Annotated in this window: 24 protein-coding genes; 16 read left to right on the plus strand and 8 right to left on the minus strand. The window is 50.4% G+C overall.

Translation table 11 applies throughout. The features are described from left to right. Positions 1–75 precede the first annotated feature (75 nt). Positions 76–1,020 (plus strand): ribonuclease HII, encoded by a 945-nt coding sequence (locus tag IPM09_01630; GenBank protein ID QQS22227.1) that lies wholly within the window; start codon positions 76–78, stop codon positions 1,018–1,020. On the opposite strand, the gene IPM09_01635 is transcribed toward IPM09_01630, so the two are convergent. Then, positions 994–3,525 (minus strand): M1 family metallopeptidase, encoded by a 2,532-nt coding sequence (locus IPM09_01635; protein QQS22228.1) that lies wholly within the window; start codon positions 3,523–3,525, stop codon positions 994–996. The genes IPM09_01630 and IPM09_01635 overlap by 27 nt on opposite strands. Positions 3,526–3,544: 19 nt before the next feature. On the opposite strand from IPM09_01635, the gene IPM09_01640 reads away from it, so the two are divergent. Continuing rightward, positions 3,545–4,297, plus strand: coding sequence for an HNH endonuclease (locus tag IPM09_01640; GenBank protein ID QQS22229.1), 753 nt, complete (start codon positions 3,545–3,547; stop codon positions 4,295–4,297). Positions 4,298–4,369: 72 nt separating this feature from the next. On the opposite strand, the gene IPM09_01645 is transcribed toward IPM09_01640, so the two are convergent. Further along, the gene (locus IPM09_01645) at positions 4,370–4,603 is read right to left on the minus strand and encodes a hypothetical protein (protein QQS22230.1); all 234 of its coding nucleotides are present in this window, start codon (positions 4,601–4,603) and stop codon (positions 4,370–4,372) included. A gap of 123 nt (positions 4,604–4,726) precedes the next feature. Between IPM09_01645 and IPM09_01650 the strand changes: the two genes are divergently transcribed. Further along, positions 4,727–5,398, plus strand: a complete 672-nt coding sequence (locus IPM09_01650; GenBank protein QQS22231.1) for a queuosine precursor transporter — start codon at positions 4,727–4,729, stop codon at positions 5,396–5,398. A 71-nt stretch (positions 5,399–5,469) separates the two neighbouring features. Here the strand turns inward: IPM09_01650 and IPM09_01655 are convergent, their stop codons facing one another. Then, positions 5,470–6,072 carry a hypothetical protein gene (locus IPM09_01655; GenBank protein ID QQS22232.1) on the minus strand — a complete coding sequence of 201 codons (603 nt, stop codon included), beginning with the start codon at positions 6,070–6,072 and terminating at the stop codon, positions 5,470–5,472. Positions 6,073–6,261: 189 nt separating this feature from the next. Between IPM09_01655 and IPM09_01660 the strand changes: the two genes are divergently transcribed. Beyond that, positions 6,262–6,507, plus strand: a complete 246-nt coding sequence (locus tag IPM09_01660; GenBank protein ID QQS22233.1) for a hypothetical protein — start codon at positions 6,262–6,264, stop codon at positions 6,505–6,507. Between the two features lie 47 nt (positions 6,508–6,554). On the opposite strand, the gene tgt is transcribed toward IPM09_01660, so the two are convergent. Continuing rightward, positions 6,555–7,799, minus strand: a complete 1,245-nt coding sequence (gene tgt / locus IPM09_01665) for a tRNA guanosine(34) transglycosylase Tgt (GenBank protein QQS22234.1) — start codon at positions 7,797–7,799, stop codon at positions 6,555–6,557. Positions 7,800–7,884: 85 nt separating this feature from the next. On the opposite strand from tgt, the gene IPM09_01670 reads away from it, so the two are divergent. From IPM09_01670 to IPM09_01680, 3 genes are all read left to right on the plus strand, one after another. After that, entirely contained in the window at positions 7,885–8,217 is a 333-nt protein-coding gene (locus tag IPM09_01670) for a hypothetical protein (protein QQS22235.1), read from the plus strand. A gap of 103 nt (positions 8,218–8,320) precedes the next feature. Next, entirely contained in the window at positions 8,321–9,211 is an 891-nt protein-coding gene (locus tag IPM09_01675) for a hypothetical protein (GenBank protein QQS22236.1), read from the plus strand. Beyond that, positions 9,204–9,683, plus strand: a complete 480-nt coding sequence (locus IPM09_01680; GenBank protein QQS22237.1) for a GNAT family N-acetyltransferase — start codon at positions 9,204–9,206, stop codon at positions 9,681–9,683. Before IPM09_01675 ends, IPM09_01680 begins: the two co-directional genes overlap by 8 nt. Here the strand turns inward: IPM09_01680 and queA are convergent. Then, positions 9,662–10,720 (minus strand): tRNA preQ1(34) S-adenosylmethionine ribosyltransferase-isomerase QueA, encoded by a 1,059-nt coding sequence (queA, locus tag IPM09_01685; GenBank protein QQS22457.1) that lies wholly within the window; start codon positions 10,718–10,720, stop codon positions 9,662–9,664. The two genes, IPM09_01680 and queA, sit on opposite strands and share 22 nt — an antisense overlap. A 120-nt stretch (positions 10,721–10,840) precedes the next feature. Between queA and nusA the strand changes: the two genes are divergently transcribed. After that, positions 10,841–11,962 (plus strand): transcription termination/antitermination protein NusA, encoded by a 1,122-nt coding sequence (nusA, locus tag IPM09_01690; protein QQS22238.1) that lies wholly within the window; start codon positions 10,841–10,843, stop codon positions 11,960–11,962. A 77-nt stretch (positions 11,963–12,039) separates the two neighbouring features. Here nusA and IPM09_01695 read toward each other — a convergent pair whose 3' ends face one another. Beyond that, a complete protein-coding gene (locus tag IPM09_01695) occupies positions 12,040–12,309 on the minus strand; it encodes a hypothetical protein (protein ID QQS22239.1) in 270 nt (89 codons plus the stop codon). 198 nt (positions 12,310–12,507) lie between these two features. Between IPM09_01695 and IPM09_01700 the strand changes: the two genes are divergently transcribed. Further along, positions 12,508–13,392, plus strand: coding sequence for a transposase (locus tag IPM09_01700; protein ID QQS22240.1), 885 nt, complete (start codon positions 12,508–12,510; stop codon positions 13,390–13,392). An 82-nt stretch (positions 13,393–13,474) separates the two neighbouring features. Here the strand turns inward: IPM09_01700 and IPM09_01705 are convergent, their stop codons facing one another. Then, on the minus strand, positions 13,475–14,221 hold the full coding sequence (locus IPM09_01705) for a hypothetical protein (GenBank protein ID QQS22241.1): 747 nt from the start codon (positions 14,219–14,221) through the stop codon (positions 13,475–13,477). Positions 14,222–14,356: 135 nt separating this feature from the next. Here IPM09_01705 and IPM09_01710 point away from each other — a divergent pair, with 135 nt between their 5' ends. The 4 genes from IPM09_01710 to IPM09_01725 are packed head-to-tail and all read left to right on the plus strand — an operon-like array spanning position 14,357 to position 20,124. Then, complete coding sequence (locus IPM09_01710; protein ID QQS22242.1) at positions 14,357–16,822, plus strand: ATP-dependent Clp protease ATP-binding subunit; 2,466 nt, start codon at positions 14,357–14,359, stop codon at positions 16,820–16,822. Continuing rightward, positions 16,794–17,801, plus strand: a complete 1,008-nt coding sequence (locus IPM09_01715) for a hypothetical protein (GenBank protein ID QQS22243.1) — start codon at positions 16,794–16,796, stop codon at positions 17,799–17,801. The genes IPM09_01710 and IPM09_01715 overlap by 29 nt, the downstream gene beginning before the upstream one ends. After that, positions 17,798–19,153 (plus strand): DNA repair protein RadA, encoded by a 1,356-nt coding sequence (gene radA / locus IPM09_01720; protein ID QQS22458.1) that lies wholly within the window; start codon positions 17,798–17,800, stop codon positions 19,151–19,153. The genes IPM09_01715 and radA overlap by 4 nt, the downstream gene beginning before the upstream one ends. Positions 19,154–19,170: 17 nt before the next feature. Then, positions 19,171–20,124: a hypothetical protein gene (locus tag IPM09_01725; protein QQS22244.1), complete on the plus strand. Its 954-nt coding sequence runs from the start codon at positions 19,171–19,173 to the stop codon at positions 20,122–20,124. An 8-nt stretch (positions 20,125–20,132) separates the two neighbouring features. Here IPM09_01725 and IPM09_01730 read toward each other — a convergent pair whose 3' ends face one another. Continuing rightward, a complete protein-coding gene (locus IPM09_01730) occupies positions 20,133–22,754 on the minus strand; it encodes a penicillin-binding protein (protein QQS22245.1) in 2,622 nt (873 codons plus the stop codon). A gap of 116 nt (positions 22,755–22,870) precedes the next feature. Here IPM09_01730 and IPM09_01735 point away from each other — a divergent pair, with 116 nt between their 5' ends. The 3 genes from IPM09_01735 to IPM09_01745 all read left to right on the plus strand — a co-directional run bounded on the left by IPM09_01735 (position 22,871) and on the right by IPM09_01745 (position 25,629). Next, on the plus strand, positions 22,871–24,079 hold the full coding sequence (locus tag IPM09_01735) for a tyrosine--tRNA ligase (protein ID QQS22246.1): 1,209 nt from the start codon (positions 22,871–22,873) through the stop codon (positions 24,077–24,079). A gap of 106 nt (positions 24,080–24,185) precedes the next feature. After that, a complete protein-coding gene (locus IPM09_01740) occupies positions 24,186–24,947 on the plus strand; it encodes an HAD-IIB family hydrolase (protein ID QQS22247.1) in 762 nt (253 codons plus the stop codon). A 34-nt stretch (positions 24,948–24,981) separates the two neighbouring features. Continuing rightward, on the plus strand, positions 24,982–25,629 hold the full coding sequence (locus IPM09_01745) for a hypothetical protein (GenBank protein ID QQS22248.1): 648 nt from the start codon (positions 24,982–24,984) through the stop codon (positions 25,627–25,629). Positions 25,630–25,634 lie beyond the last annotated feature (5 nt).

The raw sequence follows: 25,634 nt of genomic DNA on the forward strand, positions 1-25,634 counted from the left end.
GGTGAATTTAGGTAGGTACAAGTCAACTATATTATACCACGATACGAAAAATATACAATGGTATACACTGGTGATATGATACTTGGCATAGACGAAGTTGGGCGTGGGCCGTGGGCGGGACCTTTGGTGGTTGGGGCGGTGGTATTGGGTGGCGCTGAGATAGACGGGCTGGCCGACAGCAAGAAGCTCACGAAAAAGCGGCGCTATGAGTTGAATATACTCATACGTGAACAGGCTGCTGTAGTGGCGCTGGGGTGGGTGAGTGCCATAGAGCTCGATGAAATTGGTATGAGTGAAGCGCTTCGGCTTGCTACCAGGCGGGCGGTTGAGCAAATTAAAACACCGTATCACGAAATCATTATCGACGGTACAGTAAACCTACTGGAAGGCACGGGGAAGGCAGCCTATGTGACAACCCTGCCAAAGGCAGATGCCCTCGTGCCGAGTGTGTCTGCGGCAAGCATTGTGGCCAAGGTGGCACGTGACACCTATATGGCCGAGCAGGATGCGATTTATCCGGGCTATGGCTTTGCGAAGAATGCTGGCTATGGCGTGGCGGCGCACCGACAGGCTATCGAAAAACTTGGCGTGACACCGCTTCACCGACTCAGCTTTGCACCGCTTATGCACTATCGCCAAACTACGGCCGATACGCAGGGTATCGTACCTGCTCGTATAACTAAAACAACCAAAAGTATTGGCAACGCCAGCGAAACGGTCGTCTGCAACTACCTAGAAAGTCATAACTACGAGATTGTTGCGCGTAACTGGCGCACCAAATGGTGTGAAATCGATATTGTCGCCCATAAACACGGCACATTATATTTCGTAGAGGTGAAACATCGCAAAAATGACAAAGCAGGGGACGGACTGGCAGCGATTACGCCCAAAAAACTAAAGCAAATGACATTTGCTGCCAAACTGTATGCCGTGGCACATAGTGGCTCCAATCTGCAGCTGGCCGTCGCCAGTACGGCCGGTGAGCCACCGCAACTAGTTGAGTTTTTGAAACTTACATAGTGCGTCAATGACCACTGGTCGATCGCGGTCGATCAGTTCGACACGCGCCGTAAGATCGCGGATTCCCATAGTGATTGCGCGCTGCAGTGCGACATCTTTCATTGGGCTGAAAAACGCAATGTACTCGCTAAGCTGCTGGCGGGTGACGAGCGCGCCGGCGCTATACTGCGGGAACCTGTCGTAGCTTTTTTCGTCGGCGAAGTTTTTTATAATCCATGGCCATTGGCTACGCATCCACTGCCACGCGGTCTCGCGACTATGTCGGTTGCGTAGGAGGGAAATATACCAGCTTAGGGTATCTTGCAAGCGGATGGTTTTAGTATGAGTGAGCAGACCGATAAGCCGTGTGAGTGTAGCACTATCTTTCGATGAAGTGAGCGCACTGCAAATATCTTGCTGTAGCTCGGGGTTTATCGTCGTTGTATAAAGTTTGACGAGTGAGTCGATATCGGCAGGGCTGTGGTCGTGCCGTACCACAGTACCAATAACAAGCGAACGAAGTTCAGGGTCGATAGCATCGATAGGCGTAGAACGGTAGAGTGTGATGGCATGTTTTATAGCCTCGGCGTCTTCGCTGTAGAGCATACAACCGATAATTGTCGACCGGAGTTTGGTTGTGTTACTGGGTTCATCGGCAGTCATGTCCCAGCCTAATTGCTCGTAAAGCGGACGGGCAAGCATGCCGACAAAGTGCCGTAAGGCTTGCTCGGCTTGTTCGTCGGTCTCAACGAACTTCTTGAGCTCACCAATTGCCATTGACATAATATCCCACAAGTAGGCATCAGTTTCGTGGCGGTAAACATCAAGCAGTGGAATGAGTGTTGCGCTGCCAACAATGCCAGCTCGCGCAAGAAGTGTTTGCTCGTGGAGTAGCTGGATTTTACCGACTGGCGACAAGGTGCCGGCTCGTACTGCCGCGAGCAACTGGTCAAGGAGTGGCTGAGAATACTGGGTGATATAGTGCGTACTGTCCTCGGTGTTAAGCCGCAGTAGACCATCGGGCTTGTAAGGAATACTTACTGCTGCATCGGCAAAGATGGCGGGTAGCGCCGACGTGCTGGCGCCGAGCGGAATTGGCCACAGTCGTGATGAGGGTTCGTGTTCACCAATGAAAAACTGCGACTGCTGCAAAGTAAGGCTGCCGTGACTAGTCGACACCTTGACAACAGGGTAGCCTGGCTGCGACAGCCAGGTGTGCATGAGGTCGACGACTGGTTTGCTGCTCGTCCTCTCAAATGTCACCCATAGATCATCTGCCGACGTGTTGTTATAGCGATGGTCGGTAAAATACGCAGTTAGCCCGGAACGAAATGCATCGTCACCAATATAATCATGTACCATACGGATGAGCCGACTTCCCTTAGCATAGACAATCGCACCGTCAAATATCGTGCCAATTTCGTCTGGGTGGTTGATGTGGATCTGGACTGACTGTACGCCATCAATCGCATCGCGTCTGAGGGCAATCACACTTTCGTAGGTAGAAAAATCAAGCCAAGGCTGCCAGTCGGGGTGGGCTGCCTCGAGTGCAATATATTCCATGATATTCGCAAAACTTTCGTTGAGCCATAAGTCATTCCACCACTGCATGGTAACTAAATTACCAAACCATTGGTGACTGATTTCGTGGGCAATCGTTTTAGCAATATGTTGCTTTGTTTCGATACTCGTCTGTGCGGGAGGAGCCAGCAAATAATCTTGACGATAGGTAACAAGCCCCCAGTTTTCCATCGCAGCCGCACCACCGCCAAAGTCGGGAATTGCCAAGTGATCACATTTGGGTAGCGGATAGTTAACCCCAAAGTACGATTCATAAAAGTCGAGATGGGTGATTGCTTCCTGAAGTGCAAATTCTAAAGCTGTAAGTGGCTGTGCGCTCGTTGCCCATACCGATACGTCGATACCACGCGCTGAAGTGCCGTGGAGTGCATGAAGTTCGCCGATTGCAAACGCCAGTAGATAGGTGCTCATACGTGGCGACGTGGCGAAGCGGGTTGTTGTTTGGTCACCAGTTGTTTGCTCGCTGATTTTTGGCATATTGCCCAGCACCACCAGGCCTGTGTCGGTAGTGATGGCCACATCGAACGTGGCTTTTGCCGCTGGTTCATCGACACAAGGCAATACTTCGCGCGCCGCGTGGCTTTCAAGCTGTGTGGCGTACATGTGTTTGTCGATACCATCGTGTATGTAGGGTGAATAATACATGCCATGGGCGTGTTCGGTGGCGCTAAAATGGTAATCAATCTCAATGGTGTGATTACCCTTACCGTACGTGCCGTCAAGCCTCAGGCTATCGTCGTCACCGAAGATAAAGGTAACTGGTATACCGTCAACAGTTACCGTGTCAATACTCAGCGCTTTGCTATGAAGTTCTATGGCGCCACTGACCGATTTGCCCTGAATTTTGACACGAGCTGTAACCTGGTGTGTGCGAGGGTCGACGCTAAGTGACAGATTGTAATGAGCGGGAATAAATTCAGTGAGAAGGCGTTTGACAGATTGCATATGGTATATTGTATCAGAGATGAACTACGAATCTAAAGTCACGTCCGTGGTGGGGCATGACAGGTTGCGCCGTCGGCGCGTGCTTGGCTCGTGCTTGGTAGTCCTTGCGGTTGGGATGTTTTTCTATCAAAATCAACAGCCTGCTATAGCGCCAGACATATCAAAACCACCATCGGTGACTACAGGTCAGTCACAGTCTACAGCGGGCTTGCCGCTGGCTGCAACTGTGCTCGAAACACTGGCCGTCAAAGGACGGGCCCCAAAAACCGGTTATGTACGCGAAAAATTCGGTGATGGCTGGTTGCTCAATGGCAATTGCGACACGCGCAACATTATATTAAACCGCGACCTTGGCAATGTGGTGTTAGGCCAGGGCTGCAAGGTCATGAGTGGCGTGCTGGCCGACCCCTACACTGGATCTGTCGTTATATTCAGTCGCGGTGCCGACACCAGTGACGATGTGCAGATCGACCACGTGGTAGCTCTCAGTAATGCCTGGCAGACGGGTGCGCAGCTGCTCGAACCAAACAGGCTGGTAGAGTTTGCGAATGACCCGCTCGAGCTGTTGGCAGTAGACGGTAAAGCCAACCAAGCCAAGGGTGATGGCGATGCTGCCACCTGGCTACCAAGCAACAAAGCCTTCCGTTGTCAGTACGTCGCGCGGCAAATCGCCGTCAAGGCCAAGTATAATTTGTGGGTGACGCCACCTGAAAAGTCAGCGATGCAACAGGTGCTTAGCAACTGCCCATTACAAACTGTGCCTGCATCGTAGTCTGAAACTTTGCAGGGATACTATGGGCGTATAGTGAAAACCTCCTCTCGAGAGGAGGTGTGTGGAGTTGCGCTAACCAAGCTCAGGCTCTATCGCCCGAATAGTGAAGCCGATAGCGCGGCGGACTGCCAATTCGGCGCTGTCTCTGCCCTCTGAGCTCGGGAGGGATACCATCAGAATGGTCACTCCTTCGAACTCGCGCAAGCCCACCTTGACTTCGGGTAGCGCGAGTTCCACGACTCGATCGAATGCCAGGTTGGCTTCCGGCATCTTGGGGAAGATGTAGATGAGGTCAACGTTCGCCATGGCTATACTCCAAACGTTCGTGCGGGGATAAACCGCAAGGGTTGAATTATCATTACTATTATAACAAATTTCAATAAAAGAGTCAATAGACACATCTGTTAAAAGAGGTGTATAATACGATTCATGTGGTTTCGCAAAAAGCAAATTCATGTCTACGAGCTGTTGGTCGGGCTGTTTGTGATGACATTGATCGTCAGCAATATTGCGAGCGTCAAGATGATACAGGTCGGTCCACTAGTGTTCGACGCCGGTACAGTGTTATTTCCGCTCGCCTATATCATCGGCGACATTGTGACTGAAGTTTATGGCTACCGCAAAATGCGCTCGCTGTTGTATGTCGGTGTGGGCACGTTGCTGCTGACTAGCCTGACATTCTGGCTAGTGGGCGCGCTGCCAGCGCAGGCCGAGTGGCCCAACCAATCGTCGTACGACGCAATTCTAGGCGTGGTCTGGCGAATTGTCGGTGCAAGTATCGTTGCCATTCTTATTGGTGAACTGATGAATTCCTATGTGCTGGCGACGCTGAAGATCAGGACAAAGGGCAAAAAGCTGTGGCATAGGCTCGTTGGTAGTTCGGCTGTTGGCAGTCTTGTTGACACGACAGTATTTAGCTTACTAGCCTTTGCGGGCACAGTGTCTGGTAGTGCAATGTTGCAGCTCATCGCGACGGTATTTCTGATCAAAATCAGCACCGAAATTATCGTTTCGCCACTGACAATGCGTATCATCCACCACATCAAGCGGCATGAGAAACTGGATGCGTATGAGGTACCTGCGACGCACCTACTAAACTAAAAAAATGGTAATTTAAGAGCTCCTCTTCCATGGTTGAATTTCGCCATGGAAGAGGAGCTGTTGTGTAGGTACTAACCCTTGAGGTCGAATCCCAGCGCTTCAAGCACCTTGCGCTTCTCGGAGAGCGCACCGCCCAGGAGGTAGGCGCGCTGCTCTGGCGGCAGGCCATTGATGAATGCCTGAACCATTTCCCGTACCTCGTCGCCAATGTCGACCAGCAGGGTGTTGAGCCGCTCGCCGAGTGCGGCTTGTTCAGCATTCTTGCGCTTATGCTCCTGCTGTGCGGCACGACTTGTGCTGATCTGCTCAGCCGAGGCTTCCTCTGCTGGGAAAGCGAGGTTGTTGCTATACGTGCCGATACAGAGCAACCGGCGGCCAGGGCCAAGCTCGGTGATCAATTCGGATGGCGTACAGACAGTAGTGTCTATCACGGCCAGGTATGAAGCTGCGCCCATCGGGCGATGCTTGAATAAGTCGTAGGACGCGGGGCGCACCACATACCGACCATCAGATTGCAAAGCAACCTGTTCCGTAAGGGCAGCCAAAAAAGGCTCCCATGCGCGACGGCGAGAGATAAAGGCAGACAAATCCCTGGGGACCTCCCAGCCGGCGACGATAGCCGCGGCGTACCCAATAGCAAACGTATTGGCAAATGCAAACGAGCTTCCGTTCATTTCGAATCCCTTTCTCGGGTTCCAACAGATTATGTACATATTTTAATACTTTTTATTTATACTGTCAATAATTTAAACAAGGAAAGCACTTATTGGCAACGTACTAGCCCCTACGGCAGTGGCCATTGTTGACAGTGCATGATATGTAGCGTACAGTATGGTTATTCAATCGACAGGAAGGTGATTGGAATGGCCGAGTTCTTTCAACTTGTGCGAACCGTGCCCGACTTCAGCACTGGAAGCGCTAAGGTGGTAAGTAGCGGTCCAGTTGTGCTCGCGGTTGGAACCCGGGAATACTGTGAGCGGGAGCGGAGGATCTACGAGGCAGCAGATCGGGCGACTGCTGAGACGTTCTCTGGTACTATCACTGGAATCAGTGGTACGCTTGCACAGTATGAGATCTGCCCGATTCCGGTTCAGACCGAGCCGAAATAGTAAGTAAGCGACGAACACAGCCCGCTCAGCAATGAGCGGGCATTTTATTACAATGTCACGTCAGTCGGCAGTTTGTCGCCGTAATAGCGTGCAAGGAATTGCTTTTTGAAATCAAAGAAGCTGCCGTCGATCAGCGATGCACGGATTTGATCGACGGTACGCACCGCAAAGCGCTCGTTGTGGATACTGGCAAGGGTGGCGCCGAGGATTTCGTCGGATTTAAAGAGGTGATTGATATAGGCTTTTGTATAGTGCTGGCAGGCGTAGCAGTCGCAGTCGCTGTCGATCGGCGTAAAATCAGTCTTGTACTTGGAATTGGTGATGTTGATTCGGCCATCGTAGGTGTAGAGTGCGCCATTTCGTGCTTGGCGGGTTGGCGCTACACAATCAAAGGTATCGATACCATACTCTATGCCAAGAAACAGGTCGGCGGGCTGACTTCCCATACCGAGAAGATGGCGTGGTTTGCCCTCCGGCAGCGTTTCACAGACCCATGTGATGACGCTCGGAATTTCCCCTGGTTCAAATACGCCGCCGATGCCATAGCCGTCAAAATCGCGGCTGCCGAGGAATTCAGCAGATTTTCGTCGCAACACTTCATCGCGCGCACCCTGCACGACACCATAGAGTGCCTGGGGTAGTTCGTCGGCTTTGGCATGCTCAGCATTGAGCTCTTGGTGACGTGCAAGGCAGCGATCTGCCCATGCGTGAGTGCGCTCGACCGCTTCCACGAGGTAATCATGCGGCGCGAGCGGCGCGGGACATTCATCAAACGCCATATGAATATCGGCGCCGATGGCGTGCTGCAGCTCCATGCTACTTTCGGGTGTCATAAGTAATTTCTGGCCGTCGAGATGGCTGCGGAAGTGTGCACCCTTTTCGGTGATCTTGACTAGCTGTTCGGCAGATTTGACGGCATTTTTGGCATCGCCTTTTTGAGTATGCGCGACGGCATCGATACCTTTTTTGTAGGCCACGCCAAGGCTAAACACCTGGAACCCGCCACTATCGGTAAAGGTAGGGCCACTCCAGTTCATAAATTTGCCCAGGCCACCAGCGCGTTTTACGATATCGGTGCCCGGCCGTAGCATGAGGTGGTAGGTGTTAGCGAGCACGGCCTGGCCCCCAAGGTCAACGACTTGTTCAGGAGTGAGTGCCTTAACAGTGGCCTTAGTTCCGCCCACAATAAAGGCTGGCGTTTGAATATCGCCATGCGGGGTATGGATCACGCCAGCTCGAGCGAGTGTACCTTCGAGCCGATGGCTAATTTCAAATGTAAGTGCTTGACTCATCTTGCATTAGTATACCAGAGTTGCCTATATGCAGAATACATGGTATTATTTGTTCGACTTGTACCTTCGACAGTGAGGAGTGAGCATGCTCAACAACATAAAGGTGTGGTCTCGAGCGCACGCTGAAAAGCTGGCCCTGGCACTAGTAGTAGGTTTTGCGCTCTACGGCGCAATCAATACCTACACCGACGTGCAGGTGTGGCATCAGGACCCCCAGTGGCAGTCATTTTCGGACACCGCTGGTAGAGCGGTGTGGGGATTCTATCTGATGGTGTGGGTTGGTTATGTCGCCCCGCCGCTCCTGATAATGATGTTTCTGCTCGCAATTACCATGGTCGTCGTGGCCGTCGGTATCTTGCTTGAACCGCGAGGGCCGAAAGGCCGCGTGACGTCGACTTCGCCGATAGCGAAAGACTAAGCTGTTGGCATATCACCAGCTCGCCCCTGTATTCAGTGATACAGGGGCATTTTATACGCTTCTCATTATTGACAAATAATGTAAAGTATGATACAATAAAAGAATGAAAGCAATTGACTCATGCACACATGATTTCTATTACGATAATCGTGCGGTTAATGAGGCTCAAGCCCTTAGCAAAGAGATGGCCGATTACTATGAATACCTTCGGTATACGGCGCAGCCTGACGAAATTCACCTTACACTCACCGGTATCGACGGGCTTACGGTGGTTGATGAACAGACAAACACGCTTGTTAACGCAACAATACGTCAACTGCGCGCAGAGTATGCTGCCGACGGTACGCTTAGCTGTGTTGTGGTGATGCAAATGAACGAGAGTCTGTATGTTTATCGTCATAGCCCCGAAAAGGGCTGGACGCTGAATGGTGATGCCGGTGAGGACGAGGAAGCGCGGTTGACTCATGCTGATGTTGTGGGAGAACTCGCACGCTGGATCGATACGGATCGATGGCCAAAAGAAGCGCGCCACTACCTCGACAGAACAGAGCTCGATGCAAAGGAGCTAGTCTGCTTTATCGAAGACGTCCTATTACCACAGGCAACACGGTTCAGGAAAGAATTGATCTACACCGCATCGGACTATGGAGCTTTGTCGTCGACGCTTTGTGGCGACACGCGGGTGTGTCTGCGTTCCGTGACCGAAGGCCGGGTTCGCACTGGTGAGCCACAGGCAGACGAAGACTATGTGTATCTTGCCGTCGAGCAGCCCGCGCTGGAAAATGGTACGCCCGCTCAGGTGACGCAGGCGATTGTAAAAAGTGCGTTTGGCACTACATCAACTGAGTCGATTGTAGATGACGGCAGTGGTCGGCGCGTACAGCATATCGACCAACCAGACGCCTATTTTCTTACCATGAAGACAGGGTTGGGCGTGCTTCAGACACAAAAAACCATCGACACAATCCTCACAGGAGGCTCACTAAATGAGTAAGAGTCCTGAAGTAACAGATCTGACGATCAGCCGTGTGGCGGTCGAAAGTGATAATGTTTATGATGACCCACGGTTTACCGAACTAGCTCGGCTGTATGCACAGCTCCTTGATGCCTCATGGGACAAGACTAGTCTACCGCCTGAAGGTGAAGTCACATCGGTACTGCAAATGATGCGAGAATGCACCGATACCTTTGCTATAGAAGACCAGGGGATTGTACAGGGTGTCGCGGTAGTAGGCATAAATGAGACAACCTGGCTTGAGGTGCTAGTGGTCGACGCCGCAAGGCGTGACCAAGGAATTGGGCAGCGCGCACTGGTACTAATAGAGGAAGTCGTACGCGCGCAAGGCGCAAAAAGGATATTGCTGAGCCCTACACTTCGTGCGATACCTTTCTACGAACGAGCAGGGTACGGACCTATCGATGATTTAGATTGCTCGCTCATTTATCACAAAATACTTGACGAGTGATCGGTGTCGTCGATAATCAACATACTGTCGCCATAACTAAAGAAGCGATATTTTTCGGCTACGGCGTGTTCGTAGGCAGGTTTAAGCTTGTCCCAGCCAGCAAACGCTGCGGTAAGCATAAGTACGGTACTATCGGGCATATGAAAATTAGTCAGCAACCCGTCGATGACTTTAAATTTGTAGCCAGGGTACATGAAGATATCGGCTTCGCCAGATATGGCGACCGCGGGGCCGTGCAACATAGCCTCGTGCGCGTACTCAAGCGTACGTGTGACGGTAGTACCAAGCGCAATGACACGGTTGCTGGACTGTTTGGCGTGCTGAATGGCGGCAATTGTGGCGGCAGGTACTTCGAAGTATTCTTTGTGCATGGTGTGATCGGTAAGGTTGTCAACACGAATTGGCAAAAAAGTGCCGAGCCCGACGTGGAGCGTGGCGTATACTACCTCAACTCCCTTGTCGCGGAGTTTTTGTAGTGTCGTTTCGGTCATGTTGAGACTGGCGGTAGGGGCAGCCACACTACCTTGTTCGCGGGCGAATACTGTTTGGTAACGCTCGATGTCAGCTGTGGTGGCATCACGACGCATATAGGGTGGCAGAGGTACTGAACCATGAGCTTCGGCAATTTCCAAGAGGTCACGCTCGCTTTCGATGATCGCCATACCGTCACCTAGTAATTCCTTGACAAGAAGTTTATTGTCGCCGACTAGTAGCGTGTCACCTGGCTTGAGCTTGCGGCGATAGATCACTTTGTGGGTGTGCCAGTCGTCGATACGACCGTGTTTCTCTACGAGCACCAGCTCGCGCTCGCCGCCGCTTGGCTTGTGAGCAATGAGCCGCGCTTTGATGACCTTTGTGTCATTGATCACTAGTACGTCGCCAGCATTAAGGTAATCTACTATATCACCATAGAGTCTATCACTGACTGCGCCAGTCGTGCGATCAAGCACAAGTAACCGTGCTTCGCCGCGAACTTTTGGGGGTGCGGTAGCAATAAGTTTTTCGGGGATGTGGTAATGAAAATCACTGACTCGCATAACTGCACCAGTATAGCGTATTTCTTGACACCGGCCCATAGGTTTGCTACTATACGTAGGTACACATCCGGCCGGCAGGTCGGATATTTTCGTAGAAATTCTAAAGAAAGGATACTCGCTATGGAAGATCTCAACATTAAACAACTCACTCTTGCAGTGCGCACCATTGCCGAAGAAAAAAACTTGCCCGAAGAAACTGTGCTCAGCGTTATTGAGCAGGCGATTGCCGCTGCATGGCGTCGCGACAATGGCGAACGCGACCAAGAAGTTCGCGCTGAGCTCAATATCAACGACGGTACAGCGAAAGTATTTGTTGCTCGAGAAGTTGTAGAAGCTGTCGGTATCGACGCCCTCGAAATCAGCCTTGACGATGCAAAAAAGCTGAAGAAGGATGCTGCACTTGGCGATACCGTCGAAGAAATGCATGAAGTGACGCAGTTTGGTCGTGTAGCCGCACAAACTGCTAAACAGGTGGTACTCCAGCGTCTGCGCGAAGCAGAGCGTGAAGTGGTGCTGGCCGAGTTTGAAGACAAGATCGGCACTGTGGTCAATGGTGTTGTGCAGCGTGTTGAACCGCGCGTAGTCCGAGTAGAACTGGGCAAGGCAATTGGTATTTTGCCGCAAAGTGAGCAGATCCAGGGTGAATTCTACAGTGTGGGTAGCCGCATGAAAGTGTTTATCAAGGACATCGAGCGCGATAACCGTGGGCCACAGCTTATACTGAGCCGCGGCAATGAAGCGTTTGTTGAGTACTTATTCCGCCAAGAAGTACCCGAAATGGATACTGGTGCGGTCGAAATCAAGGGCATTGCCCGTGAGGCTGGTCGCCGTACTAAATTGGCTGTAGCCAGCACCGTACCCGGTGTCGACCCGGTCGGTACCTTTGTTGGTGGTCATGGGACGCGTGTCAACGCTGTCATGCACGAAATCGGTGAGCAGGAAAAAATTGACATCATTACCTACGACGAAAACATCGATAGTTACATTCGTAACGCTTTGAGCCCTGCCGAAGTGGTGAAGGTCGAGATCGACAAAGAAGCGAAGCGCGCTAAGGTATTTGTGAGCGAAGACCAGCAAAGTATTGCCATTGGCCGTGGCGGCCAAAATGTACGCCTAGCGGCGCGCCTTACTGGCTACGAACTTGACATCGAAACAGCTGTCGCCGCTAAGCCTGCCGACAAAAAGCCGAAGAAGAATATTGAAGACGGGTTGTTTGCCGCTATTGAAGAACAGGGAGAATAAGTACTAACGAAGAGCGCCCCGCACCACCTGGCTCCCGTAGGAGCTGGTAAGTGCGGGGCGATCCCCAGAGCGAGAGGTCAGGCGGCGGTGTTGAGTCGCACGTAGACCTCTGCGCCGATTCCGACGTCGTGGAAGGCGTCGGCCTCCCGGGCGGCCGCGGCGAGTCGCTTCTCCGCCTGCTCGAGCTTGTCGAGCAGGGCGTCGACGACCTTGTCGCCGCGCCCGGCGTGGGTGGCCCGGGCGACGGCGCTGGCGGCCGCGTCGACGGCGCGCTGGGCGGTCGCGACGTCGGCCTGGAGCTGGTTCCACCGGGTCAGGTTGTTCTTGGCCTTGTCGATGGTCGGCATCGAAACGGGGTACGACATTGGGTGCCTCTTTCTCTGGGGTGCATACTGCTCGGCAAGTCGCCTCGCAGCTTCAGTATTCATTATAGCACAACCACAATAAAATGTCAATAGCTACGTAATGGTTCACACCCTTGGCAACAAAAAGCAGGCCTCTCTACACTAGATAGCGTCAACTAATCTATGTAAGGAGAGCCTGCTATGAGCTATTCTAGCAGCCCCTATGCACCCCGTGCCAGACGAGACGCCGTCAACCGGGTGCTCCGCGGGGAGACACGAGTGGCAGTAGCGCGTAGTGTGGGTGTCCACCCTTCCACCATTGGTAAGTGGATGTGCAAACGAACAGCACTGCACTTAGATGGTCGTGAGTGTATCCCTACACTTCCATCCATTGCCCATACCCACCCTAACCAACTACAACCAGAGGTTGTGGCTGCCATTATTCACGAACGCGAACGGAGCGGAAGATGCGCTGAGCTCGTCTGGTATGAACTGCGCGACCAAGGTATTGCAGTGAGCCTCTCTAGCGTCAAACGGACCTTACGTCGTCATGGTCTCACACGCATTCAAAGCAAATGGAAACGGTACCGCCCACCTGTCCCGCGCCCCGAACCAGACACACCAGGCGCGCTTGTGCAGATGGATACCATCCATTTTATGCGACCAGATATGACGCGCTTCTACGTATTTACCCTCATCGATCTCTATTCCCGAGCGGTATATGCCGAGTATGCTCCTCGCTGCACGCAGCAAGCGAGTCTTGAGGTTGTTGCAAGGGCACAAGACTATCTCGGAATACCTTTTGCCATAGTACAGACCGACAACGGCGGTGAGTTTGCGGAAGCATTCCGTGCGCAACTCAGCATGTGGGGTATTGTGGTGCGACACACTCGGTTGCAGCGCCCTAACGACAATGCGCACATTGAGCGGTTTAACCGCACAATCCAGGACGAATGCCTTTCGCCATTCGTCGATGAACAAACCGTACCAGGCAAAGTAGCTTGGTATCTTATCTACTACAACTGGCACCGAAGACATCTTGGCATACATGGCAAGTTACCCGGGCAGATGTTGCCATGGCGCTGAACCTAGTACGTAGCTATTGAAATAATCTACTAAGTTCTACCTTAGAGGCTACGAAAGGAACAACAGGGTACACGTTGAGAGTTTACTTAGCGAAGTATTCTTCCCAAAAATCAAGATCAACGTAGTACTGATGCGGATCGGTTTTATTGATATATACCCTTGCCGGAGTGCCTACCTGAAGCCATTTATAATATGACCAAACTTTATCAGATGAGTACCGATCGAGCATGCCATCTTTTGACACGGTTGGCGCTACATGTATCGTTGTGAATACCGTGCCTTTGCCCACGTGACCGATTGTCGTGCCAACAACTGTTGCTTCGATCGCAGTACCGTTAGCGATGAGCTGTGAAATAGCGCGCGTACGTAACATGTTTTTGCGCCACGCAATGAAGCCGCCAATGATAACGCTAACACCAAAGATGAACGAAAAAACTAGTAGCAAAATATATAGCGGAAGAGCGATTTCGGGTGAGTAGCCTAGCTGTGGATTTGAGGGGTCGTAAAGCACAGTGTGGGATTTACCAATCTCTGCCTCATCGTTTCTCCGGTGTGAAGTGCTGTGCGTGAGTATGGAGTAGACTATGTCATTAACCTTGTACTCGCAAATGTAGCCACCGACAACCTGGGGGTTATATGCGTATTCAGTGACATGGCAAGTAGCTTGTGGCCACGTAAGGTGTTGTGGGCGAGGTTCCTGAGAAAAGGTAATCCATAGCAATAGACCTGCACTGACAAGAAACGTCGCTAGCCAAACCGCGCCGAATTGTTTGCGGGGCATGACGTAAGGATTGCGTGATAGGTATTTTAGTAAGGTATGCATAACCATAGTAAATCCTAACACATACCTCCAGTCAGATACAATAAAGACCGATCAGATGACTAGCACTCTCACTTGACGAGTGCCAACATGCCCTGTATAATCGAGCGTGTAAAGGGTGAAAAACCCTGACAGGAGGGCAGTATGCCAGACGATTTTGCAGATTTTATTTCACATCTTACCGAGAACGCTAAGCTGAGCGTGCAGCACGCTGATGCGATTGCTCGTGGTAATGGCAGTGCGTATATAGGTACAGAACACCTATTGCTTGGATTATTGGCGCAGGGGAGTAGCATGGGCGCAAAAGTATTGGCTGATGCAGGAGTTACGCTGCCGCGCGCTGAGCAGGCTCTAGGGCTTGAGCCGCAGCAGGTCGTCGTTAGTACGGGTGCGGTAGGGCTAAGTGAGACAGCTCTACTGACACTACGTATGGGGTGGGAAGTCGCGAAAGAGTACAACCAAGACTTCTTGGGCACTGAGCATATTCTATATAGTCTGCTTCGACAAAGTAATGCACGCGCCACTACTTTGTTAAGAGAATTAGGAGTGGACGTGGATGACGCTATGAGCGAAATTGAGAGCTATCTCGATCGTACGCGCGGCGAACATGGGGATGTTGCAACCGAGCCCAAGCAGCGCACTGTGCGTGGCGGCGCGCTAACTACATTTGGCATTGACCTAACATCAAAGGCCAGTGCGGGAGAGCTCGACCCGATGATAGGTCGCGCTAAAGAGTTAGAGCGCATGATTACTATTTTGAGTCGACGTACTAAAAATAACCCAGTATTGATTGGTGAACCTGGCGTCGGAAAAACAGCAATTGTAGAGGGCCTGGCGCAGCGAATCGTGCAAGAGCAGGTGCCCGATCATTTACTTGACCGTCGTGTGATTATGCTCGATATGGCAGCGATGATCGCCGGAACGAAATATCGTGGTGAGTTTGAAGACAGGCTAAAAAAAGTTATTAGCGAGATTAAGAAACAAGGTAACATTATCGTATTTATCGATGAGCTCCATTTGCTTGTGGGAGCCGGGGCAGCCGAGGGTAGTATGGACGCCGCCAATATCCTAAAGCCGGCGCTTGCACGAGGCGAACTGCATATGATCGGCGCTACGACACTTGACGAATATCGTAGGCACATAGAGAAAGATACGGCATTAGAGCGTCGTTTCCAAACGATTATCGTTAAGGAACCGACCACGAAAGACACAATTGCTATATTGAAAGGTTTGAAGGTTTACTACGAGAAGCACCATGGTGTCAGTATGAGTGACGATGTACTCGAAAGTGCTGTCTATATGAGTGATCGCTACATCGCCGATCGGTTTATGCCAGATAAAGCGATTGATGTGATTGATGAAGCAGCGGCGAGAGTGCGAGTTCGAGTAGGGCACCGCCCGAGTCGCCAACGTGAGCTCCTGAAAGAACTCAAAGGCCTCAATGAGAGAATGGATGATGCCGTGGCAAGCGAGGACTACGAGCGAGCAGCGCTCTATAAGCAGCGTGTCAGTCAGATTAATGCCAAGCTAGAGGCTGAGCGAGAAGCGATGGAAAGTAAGGTGCCAATTGCGCTGACCGAAGATGATATCGCCCATGCAATCGCAATCATGACACACGTGCCGGTCGAGAAGGTGCAAACCAGTGAAGCGCGTTTACTTAAATCGCTCGAGAAACACCTTGGCAAGTATATTATTGGTCAACAGGAAGCAGTAGAAAGGGTAGCGAAGGCAATTCGTCGTACCAGGAGCGGTATTGCCAGCCAGAAGCGTCCGATAGGTAGCTTTGTGTTTATGGGACCAACCGGAGTTGGCAAGACTGAGCTCGCGAGAGTGCTTGCACGAGAAGTGTTTGGCAGCGACGAGGCACTCATTAAAATCGATATGAGTGAATTTAGCGAACGCCACACCACCAGCCGTTTGGTCGGTGCTCCAGCGGGCTATGTTGGCTACGAAGATGGTGGTAAGCTTACTGACAAAGTACGTCGTCAGCCTTACAGTGTGGTGTTGTTCGACGAAATTGAAAAAGCTCACCCCGATGTGTTCCAACTACTACTGCAACTACTCGAAGACGGTCAACTCACAGACGCAAAAGGCCGGGTGGTGAGTTTTCGCAATACGATCATTATCCTTACCAGTAACCTAGGTGCTGATAAAATGATGAGAGAAAGTGCCCTTGGGTTCCAAGCAGATACGTCGAAGAAGCAAGTGAACGACCTACACCAGAGAAACGCTAGCTACGCGCGTGAAGCACTCGACAAATTCATGCGACCCGAGCTTATCAATCGCTTTGACGGTATTGTAACCTTCCGTGCTCTGACGCGACAAGAGGTGGGCAAAATATTCGATCTCCTTGTTGGTGAAATCCGTATGCGCTTAGTGCGCCAAGGGTTGGGGCTCGTAGTAAGGCCACATGCAAAATCCTACCTTATCAACAGGGGCTACAGTGCGAAGTTTGGTGCTCGCGCGCTGCGTCGTGTTATAGAGGATGAACTAGAGCATCTTATTGCCGAAGGAATCTTAGGCGGAAACTATGAAAAAGGCGCTATACTGGAAGTAAGTACGCGGGAAGGGGCACTCTATATTGAACAACGAATCGAAGCAACCACCTAAGTCGACCCACCAAGTGCGCCGTGCACTCATACTGTTGGTGGTAACATTGGCGATTAGTGCCTTTCTTATTCTTTACGGCCAGCGCGGCGTCGATATCGTACTTTCGCGCCTGTATCAGCCATCACCACAGATCGCGGATATTAACGCACGGCTTGCTATGACGCACCTCGGCACTGATTTGTTTTACGCTAGTGCACCGAAAATTGAAGATAAAACTCAGTTTAACGCTAGCTGCGAAACCGAGGAAAGGACAATAGCAATTCTTGGCTGCTATTTCCGACGGCATATTTATTTGTTTGACGTAAAGAATAAAGAATTAGATGGCACGCTCGAAGTGACGGCTGCACATGAAATGCTGCACGCGGCGTATGAACGGCTTAATTTCTTCGAACGGACACGAGTTAATAGTTTAATAGAGGCGGAATACGCTACACTGCAAGACAGCCCATCGCTGAAGCAAGTGATGGCGTACTATGCAAAATCAGAGCCGGGTGAGGAAATTAACGAACTTCACTCTTTGCTTGGTACGACAGTCGTGCACCTTTCGCCGGAGCTTGAAGCCTACTATTCACAATACTTTAAAGATCGTGCGAGTGTTGTCGCTCTCAATGCTAAATACAACGCTGTTTTTGACAGCTTGAGGAAAAAGTCCGATGAGCTGCAAAAACAATTGGTCGCACTGCGTGCTCCGCTCGAATCCGATCTTGACCAGTACGAGTCAGATCGTGAGCAAATAGAACTAGACATAGCGTCATTCAATGAACGTGCAAAGACAAATGGCTTTCCTTCGCAGTCTAGTTTCACAGTAGCTCGAAACTCGCTCATTATGCGAGTTGAAACTATGAATACTCGGCAGGCTGATATTAATCAGAGGGTAAAAGATTTCAATACCATTGTCGAGCAAATAAATGCGCTCGCAGTGCGTGCGAATGAGCTTAGTAGTAGCATTAATGGTGCCACGACCACGAAGGGGCTATAGTGGCGAAAACACGATCCTCATTTGTCTGCCAAAATTGCGGTGCAAGTTACCCAAAATGGGTAGGTAAATGTGAAAACTGTGGAGAATGGAATTCGCTTGTAGAGCAGGCTGTTCAGTCAACTGGTAACTCTGCGGTGGCCCGCGGTGCTTATAGTGGTAAGGTACTCGCGGCTCAGTCTATGAAATCAATTCGCGCTGAAGATGAAATTCGACGCATGAGTACAGGCATGGTCGACCTTGATATTGTACTCGGCGGCGGCGTATTACCCGGCGGAGTAATTCTACTGGCAGGCCAGCCCGGTATCGGTAAAAGCACTCTCCTTATGCAGGTTGCGGGGACGGTTGCGGCCAACTATCCTGTGCTCTATGCTAGTGGCGAGGAATCAGCGAGTCAGGTAAAATTACGCGCTACTCGACTTGGTGCCGATGTAGATGATGATCTCGCGTTTGTGGCGAGCACTAGTGCTGATGACATTGCTGCGACGATACGAAGCGGCAAATACAAGCTGGTTATTATCGATAGTATCCAGACGCTTAGCCTTGACGAAATTACAAGTGCTCCGGGCACTGTCAGCCAGATTACCAACTCTGCAAACGTTATCATACGCGCGGCCAAGGAAAGTAATGCCGCTGTCGTACTAGTGGGCCATGTTACAAAGGAGGGTAGTATCGCCGGGCCAAAGGTACTCGAGCACTTGGTCGATGTGGTACTGCAGTTTGAGGGTGATCGCTATGGTGGCTTTAAAGTAGTGCGTGCTATTAAGAATCGCTACGGCAGTACTAGTGAGGCCGCAATTTTCGAAATGGTAGATGACGGATTAAGAATTGTCGAGAACCCTTCAGCAGCGTTGCTCGCTGAACGTCATGACAGTGACGGCTCGGTAGTGCTAGCGACGCTCGAAGGAAACCGACCTATTCTAGTAGAAATTCAAGCACTTGTCAATTCGACGAATTTCGGGTATCCTAAGAGGACGGCGAGTGGGTTTGATATAAACCGCCTCAATCTACTCATCGCGGTGCTCGAGAAGCGCACCAAACTGAATTTATCTGACAAAGACATCTATATCAATGTCGTTGGTGGGTTACGGCTTCAGGACCCGGCGGCTGACCTTGCCATTGCAATGGCTATTGCCAGCGCGGCTGCTGGGCGAAAGCTCGATACTGGGCTGGTGGTTTTTGGCGAAGTAGGGCTTGGGGGAGAAATTCGTAGCGTCAGCCATGTCGATCGCCGCGTGGCCGAGGCGAAAAAATTGGGCTTTACTAAAGCCCTCGCACCCGAACAGGGTAAAAATACATTTATCAAACCAGTGAGTGACCTCCGTCATGCACTTATCGACTATCTGAAAAGCTAGTCAAAAAGGAAATTATTATGGAAACAAAAGATTTGGCTTTACTTGCAGTCACATTACTCATCTTGGGCGAAGTGTCTTACTTGCTGGCAAAGCTTCCAAAGACAAGTAACAAATTTAAAGGCCGCTCTGTGCTTGTCGATACGTCGGTATTAATGGACGGACGAATAGTATCAATTGCGGCGACCGGATTTATTGGGGGTACGCTTATCATACCTAGGAGTGTCGTTGGTGAGCTTCAGTTTCTTGCCGATAACGCTGATGCCGACAAACGTGCTCGGGCGCGTGCCGGGCTCGATGTTGTGACTGAACTTCAGAAAATGCCAGGTGTCGACGTGGAGTTACTGCAAGACGGCAGCAAGGCACAAGAAGGCGTCGACGAACGACTGTTAAAGCTTGCCAAACAATATACCGCAGCGATTTGTACCATTGACTACAACCTCAACAAGGTTGCGGCTGTTGAGAATATACAGGTACTCAATATCAATGAACTGGCGCAGAGTATGCGCATGAGCTACCTACCTGGCGAGCAAATGATGGTTGAACTTGCGCAAAAGGGCCAGGATTCACACCAGGGCGTGGGCTATTTGGCTGACGGCACTATGGTAGTTGTCGAGCAGGCTAGTGGTCAGATTGGCCAGCAGGTTCATGTCGAAGTGGTACGAAGCTTGCAAACCGCTGCTGGCCGTATGATGTTTGCGCGAAAAGTGTCTGCCAAGCCACCTGAAACGCGAGGTTCCAGCCCATTGTCGACGGCCAGACAGTCACCGCGTAAATCTCATGCCATCTCACGTCCTCAGAGCAACCGTGCTAGCCAACTATCGACCACGCATCAGCAAGATGAATCGCGACTCCGTACTCAGAATGTACGCAAAAGCACAACAGCTCCCGCAAAATCATATGCTCGCAGGCAGCGTCCGGTGCAAAGCGGGGCTCAACGAGAAGCGGCATTTGTTGAACTAGCGAATAAATAAACCGCTAGTTACTTGGGCGTATAGGACAGTTGGTTGCTCGGCGCACTGTAATAACCGGCGTCGGTTATTGTAGCACCGAGTGTACAACTTGTGGAAACGCTCGATAAATCAATGACGTTATCGCCGCTCACAGGTGTGATTGTAGATACAACTTGACTACCACAAGTGACAGTTAATGTTTGAAGATTGAATTTGCCGCCACTTGTTGTCGTGACGATTGCCGTGTGCTTTTTCTGATCAACAGAACTAATTGATGCCGTCGGCAGCGGATCGCCACAGGCGTGACTGTCATCATCCTTTGTCGGATCGTAGCCGTCGGGCGCCGATACAACAACCTGTTTAGTGAAGGGATCGTTGCTTTTTGTCACGCCTACTTCTATCTTGGCGCCGTCGGGAGTACAACTAGTAGCTTTCTTCTTTGATACTTTATCGAAAACCATCTTATCATTGGTTATGCCTGTCGATTTATTATAGTAGGACGGATAAACTTCACCACCAATACGCTGGATGCCGGCAGGTGCGCTAAACCACGACATATCGATTCCAGCCTCCTTATACTTTTGTAGAGTATAGGCCATTACTGGGTCTAGAACACGCGCAGGGATCGATGAATTGCCGTTGGCAAGCGGCGAGGTGTCGGGGTTGCCCAGCCATACACTCATAGAGATTTGCGGTGTATAGCCGACGGTCCAAATGTCCTTAGGTTTACGGTCTTTATCTGACGTACCGGTTTTGATTGCAATTTTATACCCAGCTGCTTCACTAATGGGGATAATTGTTCGACCGAAGAGCAAGTTGCGTGAGTTGCCGTCGCCGAGGATGTCACTTACCACGTAAGCTGCTTGAGGGTCAATCACTTGTTTCGTCTCACTTTTGTATTTTTTTAGTACTTCACCAGTACTACTGCGCACTTCTAAGATTGTGCTGGTAGGCATGTAGACGCCCATACGGCCGAGTGACGCAAGTGCATTGGTGTGATCAATCATGCGTGTACCACAACCACCAATTGCGCTTGACAGCCCAGCTTGGGCATCTGCACCTTGCGTGCAGTAATAGGTATTGCCGAGATCACGAATAGTTTTCCAAGCCGCATCTTTACCTACCACCGCCATCGCCTTAATGGCAGGGATGTTACGCGACATGTCGAGCGCTTTTCGGATATTGATATTGCCTTTGAAACCACCATCAGCATTATTGGGCTTCCAGTTATACTCAAAGGTAGTAGGGGTGTCTGCAAGAACCGAACCGCTGCCGAAGTTTAATTTACCCTCACCTTGATTCTGGAACAGCTGTGCGTAGACAAATGGCTTTATTGATGAGCCTGGCTGAATAAAGGCAACTGCTGCATTGTCTTGGCCGAAGCCCTCGTAGTTGTAGTCACGACTCCCTAAGAGCCCAATGATTTGGCCAGTTTTTACGTCTTCCACAACAGCCGCACCATTAGTGAAACCTGCATAGCCTGGCCAGTAAGAGCTAAACATAGCATTCATTTGCTCCTCAAGCTTGGCCTGTACATCGAGGTCGAGCGTGGTTTTGACGATAAGTCCGCCATTGCCGACGACTGTCTTGCCTAGAGATTTTTCGAGCTGTGAGCGAACCATCAGTACAAAGTGGGGCGCTTTGATGCCGGCTAACTGATCGGTCCGCGGTTGGACGGTATCAAGGATAGCTACCTTTTTCGCCTCGTCAGCCTGCACTTGCTTGATATAGCCCATCTCAACCATATTATCGAGTGTTTTGTGCTGGCGTGCCAACAATGCCTCATGTCCGTCGATATTGTATGGATCGTAAAGGCCTGGCTGATTGGGGATTGCGGCGAGCAAGGCCGCTTCTGCTAGTGTGAGGTCTTTAGCGGTTTTGCCAAAATAAGCTTGCGCCGCCGATTCAACACCATTACGCCGCCCTCCATAAGGCGATTCATTTAGATAGAGATTTATGATTTGTTCTTTGCTGTACATACGCTCTACTTCAATAGCCAAAATCATTTCTTTTATTTTGCGGGGGATACCTGCAAGACCACGTTGCTGAGCCTCTTCCTTGGGGAAAAAGACTTGCTTTACTAACTGCTGAGTAAGAGTGGAGCCACCTTGTGTACTATTGCCCTGCGCATTGCTAAGCACGGCTCGCACAAGTCCGGTAGGGCTGACGCCGCCGTGCTTATAAAAATCTTTGTCCTCGATAGCGACAGTTGCCTGTTTCATGTAGGGACTGATTTTGTCGCCATCAACAACGAGCGTGTAGTCGCCATCGCCCTTATCTTCCCATAAGAGCTTATCATTGCGGTCATAGTATCGTGTGACTGTAGTTTTTACACGCTGTGCAAGTGTGCCGGGGCGAATAGCATCGAGGTCTTTGCGATAGTAGGCGAATAGCGCAAGGCTAAGAAGCAGCAAAATGAGCAGGAATGCCGCAATACCTTTGAGGAGTGCGAACAAACCCTTCTTACTAAACCAGAACTGAGCGACACGTCGTGGATGCATACGATATACCAGCCGTTTGAGCGGATGTTTTGGGAGACTAGCAAGATACTCCGCTTTTTTGCGAGCCTTTACATCTTTCTTGCTGCGACGTTTAGATGCCAAGTTCGCATACACACTGACAGCTCGTGCCGGTTTTTTTGCTTTAACCACGTAACTCTCTTCCCATAAGCAATATTAGTTTTTATTATAGCACTCGCACGCCAGTGCGATAAAGTATATTTTGTGCTACTATTTGACCAGAAGAAACAAGAAAGGAGAGTTTCACTATGACGCTATCTGAAGAACTAGCGTGGCGTGGCTTTGTCAATCAAACGACATTTACCGATATCACTGAACTAGATAAAGAGACTCGGACTTTCTATTACGGTGTTGATCCAAGCGCATCGAGTATGCATATTGGTAACTTGGCGGGTGTGATGCTCGTCAAGCACCTTGTTAATTATGGATACAAGGCTATTGTACTAGTGGGTGGCGCAACTGGTATGATTGGCGACCCAAAACAAGACGTGGAACGTGACTTGAAAACACTGGAAGAAATTGACTTCAATAAAAAAGGCATTGCTGCTGACTTTCGGCGAGTTTTAGCCGACGGCTCATTTGATCTTGTCGATAACTATGACTGGTTTAAAGAGATTCATTACTTGGACTTTCTTAGAGACATTGGCAAACATTTCAGTATGACACAGCTTCTTAGTCGCGAATTTGTAAAAGCTCGTATAGGCGAAGATAGTAGTGGTATTAGCTATGCGGAATTTAGTTACGGGTTAATCCAGGGCTACGATTTTCTTCATTTGTATCGTACGAACAATGCTACTCTGCAAATAGGCGGTAGCGATCAATGGGGCAATATGGTTAGTGGCACCCAAATGATTAAAAGACTAGACGGTGCAGATACTCATGTTATGACCGTTCCGCTTATTATCGATAAATCGACCGGCAAGAAATTTGGCAAAAGTGAAGGTAACGCAGTTTGGCTCGACCCTGCCAAGACAAGTCCATACAAGTTTTACCAATTTTGGCTCAATTGCGACGACGCGACCAGTGAAACTCTCGTAAAAATTTACACCATGCTTGAGCGTGATTCTGTCGAGCGACTCATAGCTGCACATAGAAAGAGCCCGGGTTCTCGTGAGCTTCAACGCACCCTGGCACGTGAAGTGACCGATCTTGTGCATGGAAGAGACCGACGCGAGTCAGTCGAGAATGTGACTGAAAGTTTATTTGGTGCTCGCCCCGTAACAGAGCTAAGCAGCGAAGATTTGGATACACTTGCCGCTGAAATACCAACTGTTGCAGCTACTACGGTTGTTGGTGCACTTGTTGACGCAGGAGTTTGTGCAAGTAACGGTGAAGCCAAGCGACTTATTGCGGGCGGGGCTGTTGCAATAAATGGTCAAAAAATTACTGAAGACCAGGAAATAAAAGATTTGAGTTTAGTCAAAAAAGGTAAAAATAGTTTCGTCCTAGTGCGATAAAGGAGTATACAATGGCAGAGTCACTTATTGCGTACGACCCATGTGCATTCGATGCCGTAGAAGCGGCAAGGCAAACCGAAGACGTAAAAGAGCCATAAGGAGAAATATGAAAAAAGTTATTGCCTTTGATGTTGATGACACACTTGTCAAATCCAAAAACCCCATGACAACAGAGATGCGCGATTTAGTCGCAAAACTTCTGGCGCATTACGAAGTTGCCATTATTTCCGGTAGTCGGTTTGAAGTATTTGAAGTCAATATTATCGATCCGTTACGTGAGACATCGGCACACTTGCTTGACCACTTGCATATACTACCGACCTGCGGTACTCGCTACTATACACATGACTTAGAAGTAAACACGTGGGATATAGTGTATGCTGAAGACTTTACCGAAGAGGAGAAGAGACACATTATTGAAGTGTCAGAGCGGCTTGCAAAGGAATCTGGCCTATGGCCCGAGAAGCCATGGGGAGAGGTCATTGAAGATCGCCTAAGTCAAATTGCCATCTCGATGCTTGGGCAAAAAGCACCCGCAGAAGCAAAATACGAGTGGTATCAGGCGCACAACGAAGACGCAATTCGTTTGCGTAATGCGATAGCCGAAGCGCTACCGGGATATGAAGTACGTAACGGTGGCACAACAACCATTGACATTACTCCAATCGGCGTCGACAAGGCCTATGGTATGCAAAAGCTAATTGAACAACTAGGCGTTATGAAAGAAGAGGTGTTGTTTATTGGCGACCGACTCGAAAAGGGCGGTAATGACTATCCTGTCAAAGCTATGGGTGTGGAGTGTATCGATGTCGATGGCTATCAAAGCACGCCATATGTAGTGCGGGGCATCCTGGGTGTAACTGACTAGACAAATACACAAATATCTGATATAATAAATAGATATGAGTCGTGAACTGCAGCAGATTGCCGACAAGGCAACACCACTTGTTGAAGGTGCTATCCATAGCTACCTACAGCATAGTGGTGTAAATGCTAATCGTACCCTTCGCTCACAGGTGTGTGGGCTGGCCTCTGCGGTATTGGGTACACATCTGGCAGATGAATACGGGATTGAAACCGACCAATATATTGCGGTACTTCAAGCGTATCCGCGTACCGATGGCTACACGATGACCCATGTTTTGCTGCGCGAGCGACAGACGGGCGCCACTATTGACCCAAGCTACACACAGTTTTTAGGTCTTGTCGGCCTATCTCAGTATGTACTCGATGCCATGCCAGCGCTTGAGCGGTTTTGTCCTGCGAGCAAGATAGCAGTGATTGATAAGGGTGAGGAACTGACTTTTGGCATCCGCTACGCCGAATACGCGATTCGAGTGGCACCAAGCGTGCGTACAGAACTAGGTCGCACAGGTGTGACACTCATGCCGCCTATGGGTAGCTTGTTGCAGGCCACGGACCGCTATGTTCACCAGGTGTATGACAGTATTTGGACACCAGGGCTCTACCAGCCATATGCCAGGCTTGTAGACGAGGACGCAGAGCGGACTGTCACAACATGCCTTGCCCGTGCAAAGGCGCTATACTAGAGAGT

The sequence above is a fragment of the Candidatus Saccharibacteria bacterium genome (assembly GCA_016700015.1).
Classification (GTDB): domain Bacteria; phylum Patescibacteriota; class Saccharimonadia; order Saccharimonadales; family Saccharimonadaceae; genus Saccharimonas.